Raw genomic sequence first — 4,367 nt, forward strand, 5'->3', positions numbered from 1 at the left:
CAGGCATTAATTAAGTGAAGAGCCCATCCGTCAGGATGGGCTTTTTGCGTTTTTGTATACCAAAAATTCCATGCTTGTCAGAATTGCCAGGTCGCCATAGTAGAGAGTTATCGCTAACGTACTACTGACAATCAGGCAAGCCTTCCCCTGCTATATACGGTAAACTAATGCTGATTTTGCATCAGGAAACCACTATGAACCACTCCCTCAAACCCTGGAATACCTTTGGCATAGACTGTTCGGCCAGAGAGCTTGTACGCGTGGAAAACGAGCAACAGCTGGTTGCTGTCTGGCAAAAGGCTGTTACAGCAAAACAACCTGTTTTGATCCTGGGAGAAGGAAGCAATATTCTCTTCCTGGAGGATTATTCTGGTACGGTAATTATCAACCGTATCATGGGTATAGAGGTTAATGAAACAGCTGATGCCTGGCATTTGCATGTTGGGGCAGGGGAGAACTGGCATCGGTTGGTGCAATTCGCGTTGAATAATAAAATGCCTGGTTTGGAAAATCTTGCATTAATCCCTGGCTGTGCCGGATCCTCTCCGATTCAAAACATTGGTGCCTATGGAATTGAATTACAGAGCGTTTGCCAGTATGTCGATTGCGTTGAGTTAGCCACTGGTCAGAAGCGACGCTTTTCCGCCGCTGAGTGCCGCTTTGGCTATCGCGACAGTATTTTCAAGCATGAGTATAAGGACCTCTACGCTATTGTGGCCGTAGGCTTAACTTTGGCAAAAGTATGGCGACCGGTCTTAACTTACGGTGATTTAACCCGCCTTGATCCTGAAAATGTTACGCCGTATCAGGTTTTTGATTCCGTTTGTCACATGCGAATGACTAAGCTTCCTGATCCAAAAGTGACGGGTAATGCGGGCAGTTTCTTTAAGAATCCGGTGATTAGTGCTGAAAATGCGCAAGGTTTGCTGGCGCAATATCCAGGTATTCCTCACTACCCACAGCCTGATGGCAGCATAAAGCTGGCAGCAGGATGGCTCATCGATCAATGTCAGCTTAAAGGCAAGGTAATTGGCGGTGCAGCGGTACACAACCAACAGGCATTGGTATTGATTAATTACGATCGGGCAATCAGTGAAGATGTGGTTAAATTAGCCCACTATGTTCGCCAGCAGGTTGGGAATAAGTTCAATGTCTGGCTACAACCGGAAGTGCGTTTTATTAGCAAAACAGGTGAAGTCGATGCGGAGGGGATCATTGCATGAAAGATTATACCGTTCCTCTGACGTTGATATCGATACTGGCCGATGCTGAGTTTCACTCAGGTGAGCAACTTGGCGAGCGCTTAGGAATGAGCCGGGCGGCAATCAATAAACATATTCAAACCTTGCGCGACTGGGGAGTTGATGTATTTACCGTCCCAGGTAAAGGCTACAGCTTGCCGGAACCTATACAGCTATTAGACGAAGAACAGATTTCGAAGCAGATTGAAAATGGACGGGTAACCGTGCTACCGGTTATTGACTCTACGAATCAGTATTTACTGGATAGGCTTAGTGAACTGCAGTCTGGCGATGCTTGCGTAGCGGAATATCAACAGGCTGGTCGTGGTCGTAGGGGACGTAAGTGGTTCTCGCCGTTTGGTTCTAACATATACCTTTCAATGTACTGGCGTCTTGAGCAGGGGCCCGCTGCTGCCATTGGTTTGAGTTTGGTCATCGGGATTGTGATTGCTGAGGTACTTCAAAGCTTGGGGGCCGATAAAGTACGGGTGAAATGGCCGAATGATCTCTATTTGCAGGATCGGAAACTGTCAGGGATCCTGGTGGAACTGACGGGTAAAACCGGTGACGCTGCACAGATAGTCAGCGGGGCAGGTATCAATCTTATGATGCGTCGCGTGGAGTCTGATGTTGTTAATCAAGGTTGGATCAGCTTACAGGAAGCAGGAATCTCTATCGATAGGAATACTCTGGCCGCGCGGTTGATTAAAGAATTGCGGGCTAGTCTGCAGCTTTTTGAACAGGAAGGTTTGGCACCGTATCTAAAACGCTGGGAAAAGTTAGATAACTTTATTAATCGTCCGGTTAAACTTATTATTGGTGATAAAGTAATTTTTGGTATTTCCCGCGGGATTGATGCTCAAGGAGCCTTATTGCTGGAACAGGGTGGAGTAGTAAAACCCTGGATTGGTGGTGAGATATCTTTGCGCAGCGCTGAATGAAAAAAGGGAGCTAACGCTCCCTGTCTTATTTTCGTAATCGAACTTGATTGACGGAATGATTTGCACTTTTAGTCATTATAAGACTAGCTCGCTCACGAGTTGGAAGAATGTTTTCCTTTAAATTCAAAAGATTAATCTCATTCCATAACGATGTGGCAATGTTGATAGCTTCATCTTTAGAAAGCTGTGCGTAATTATGGAAATAAGAGTCGGGGTCGGTAAATGCCCCTTCGCGAAATTTCAGAAAACGATTGATATACCATGTTTTGAGCAAGTCTTCTGGCGCATCGACATAAATTGAAAAATCAACAAAATCTGAAACAAATACATGATGTGGATCGTGTGGGTAATCCATTCCACTTTGTAAAACATTTAATCCTTCAAGAATTAAAATATCCGGCTGGGTAACTGTTTTATCTCCATCAGGAATAACATCATAAATTAGATGTGAATAGACTGGAGCAGTGGCGTTTGGAATGCCTGATTTCAGGTCGGAAACGAATTTAACTAAGCGATGCATGTCGTAAGACTGCGGGAAGCCTTTCTTTTTCATCAGGCCGCGTTCTTTCAATACTGCGTTAGGATGCAAAAAACCATCTGTAGTGATTAATTCAACATGGCGATGTTCGGGCCAGCGACTGAGTAAAGCTTGCAGCACGCGTGCAGTAGTACTTTTGCCGACAGCCACGCTACCCGCAATACTGATGATATAAGGGATGCGTTGACCATTGGTACCGAGGAATTGTTCCAGTACCGCCTGGCGGCGCAAGTTAGAACTGATATAAAAATTGAGCAAGCGCGACAGTGGCAAATAAATCTCTGCAACTTCTTCAAGGGAAAGATCTTCATTGATGCCTTTTAACCGCGTGATTTCTTCCTCTGCTAGTGTCATCGGAACAGAATCACGAAGTGCAGCCCATTGGTCGCGGTTAAATTGTAGGTACGGTGTCATTAACGTTTGCTCTTTTTGGCTCATAAGCATGTTCTTGCAGTCGCCGAATGAAAGAAAGGCGTGGGTGCTTCACACTAGTTAATCAGGACAATGGGCAGGAGGGTAACACCAGATTGCAAGGAATAATAAGAAAAAAACTCATTGAATGATGCTTTCTAACGGTAACCTCACAGAGGCGAGTGAGTTGGCGGCGGCATATAAAGTCTTCTACAGGGCTGTCAGTGTTAATTCACTGAGACCACGAGTAGCTCGTAGCGGTAAAGGTGTTATATCAAAAGGGGATTTTACATTTTCAGCAGTTACTGCTGAGCAACCTTGTGCGATGAATGGTGTATTTTTGTGCTTCGGTGTTTGAATTTACACCGTTTTTTATCGATTAAGCACAAAATGTGAGCGATAGAACGTTTTATGCAATTTTTTAGTTGCATGAACTCTCAGGTCTCCCTAGAATGCGCGCTACTTGATGCCGACTTAGCTCAGTAGGTAGAGCAACTGACTTGTAATCAGTAGGTCACCAGTTCGATTCCGGTAGTCGGCACCATCAAGTGCCTGGTGGGGTTCCCGAGCGGCCAAAGGGAGCAGACTGTAAATCTGCCGTCATCGACTTCGAAGGTTCGAATCCTTCCCCCACCACCATCTTTCGGCAACGCTTTGCGAAGCCAGGGTTGATTGGTTAAACTAGTCAGCTCAAACAGAAAAAGAGATTCATCTCTTTTTTTTGTTATAGAAAGAACTGGGTAGCCGAGTTTCAGGATGCGGGCATCGTATAATGGCTATTACCTCAGCCTTCCAAGCTGATGATGCGGGTTCGATTCCCGCTGCCCGCTCCAAACGTGCTGATATGGCTCAGTTGGTAGAGCGCACCCTTGGTAAGGGTGAGGTCCCCAGTTCGACTCTGGGTATCAGCACCACTTCTTTATCTCTCCTCCCCTGTTTCTCTCTTTTATTGCATTCAACAAGTCGGGCATGTTGCCCGGTTGATGTGGTGATATCACCGATTTATCCGTGTCTTAGAGGGACAATCGATGTCTAAAGAAAAGTTTGAACGTACAAAACCGCACGTTAACGTCGGTACTATCGGCCACGTTGACCATGGTAAAACAACGCTGACCGCTGCAATCACTACCGTTCTGGCTAAAACCTACGGTGGTTCTGCTCGCGCATTCGATCAGATCGACAACGCGCCGGAAGAAAAAGCTCGTGGTATCACCATCAACACTTCTCACGTTGAAT

At 45.8% G+C, this 4,367-nt stretch carries 4 protein-coding genes and 4 tRNA genes; 7 read left to right on the forward strand and 1 reads right to left on the reverse strand.

All coding sequences use genetic code 11. The annotated features are described in order from the left end of the window. Positions 1–194: 194 nt before the first annotated feature. Positions 195–1,223 (forward strand): UDP-N-acetylmuramate dehydrogenase, encoded by a 1,029-nt coding sequence (gene murB, locus QVF11_RS00005; protein ID WP_287854682.1) that lies wholly within the window; start codon positions 195–197, stop codon positions 1,221–1,223. Beyond that, positions 1,220–2,182, forward strand: a complete 963-nt coding sequence (gene birA, locus QVF11_RS00010) for a bifunctional biotin--[acetyl-CoA-carboxylase] ligase/biotin operon repressor BirA (protein ID WP_287854684.1) — start codon at positions 1,220–1,222, stop codon at positions 2,180–2,182. Before murB ends, birA begins: the two co-directional genes overlap by 4 nt. Positions 2,183–2,207: 25 nt before the next feature. Here the strand turns inward: birA and coaA are convergent, their stop codons facing one another. Beyond that, positions 2,208–3,158, reverse strand: coding sequence for a type I pantothenate kinase (coaA, locus tag QVF11_RS00015; protein WP_112217424.1), 951 nt, complete (start codon positions 3,156–3,158; stop codon positions 2,208–2,210). A 441-nt stretch (positions 3,159–3,599) separates the two neighbouring features. Here coaA and QVF11_RS00020 point away from each other — a divergent pair. The 5 genes from QVF11_RS00020 to QVF11_RS00040 all read left to right on the forward strand — a co-directional run. Next, positions 3,600–3,675: transfer RNA gene (locus QVF11_RS00020), tRNA-Thr, on the forward strand. 10 nt (positions 3,676–3,685) lie between these two features. Continuing rightward, positions 3,686–3,770: transfer RNA gene (locus QVF11_RS00025), tRNA-Tyr, on the forward strand. Between the two features lie 119 nt (positions 3,771–3,889). Further along, positions 3,890–3,964 (forward strand) — tRNA-Gly (locus QVF11_RS00030). Between the two features lie 5 nt (positions 3,965–3,969). Further along, positions 3,970–4,045, forward strand: a tRNA-Thr gene (locus QVF11_RS00035). Positions 4,046–4,159: 114 nt separating this feature from the next. Beyond that, positions 4,160–4,367 (forward strand): GTP-binding protein (locus tag QVF11_RS00040; RefSeq protein WP_021242225.1); only part of this gene is annotated, 208 nt, incomplete at its 3' end.

Source organism: Klebsiella sp. (assembly GCF_027492335.1).
In the GTDB taxonomy this organism is placed as follows: Bacteria; Pseudomonadota; Gammaproteobacteria; order Enterobacterales; family Enterobacteriaceae; genus Klebsiella; species Klebsiella huaxiensis.

What these genes read in the sequence shown, in the direction of transcription:
- murB (WP_287854682.1), top strand. Translation starts at nt 195, where the DNA reads ATGAACCACTCCCTCAAACCCTGGAATACCTTTGGCATAGACTGTTCG.
- birA (WP_287854684.1), top strand. Translation starts at nt 1,220, where the DNA reads ATGAAAGATTATACCGTTCCTCTGACGTTGATATCGATACTGGCCGAT.
- coaA (WP_112217424.1), bottom strand. Translation starts at nt 3,158, where the DNA reads ATGAGCCAAAAAGAGCAAACGTTAATGACACCGTACCTACAATTTAAC.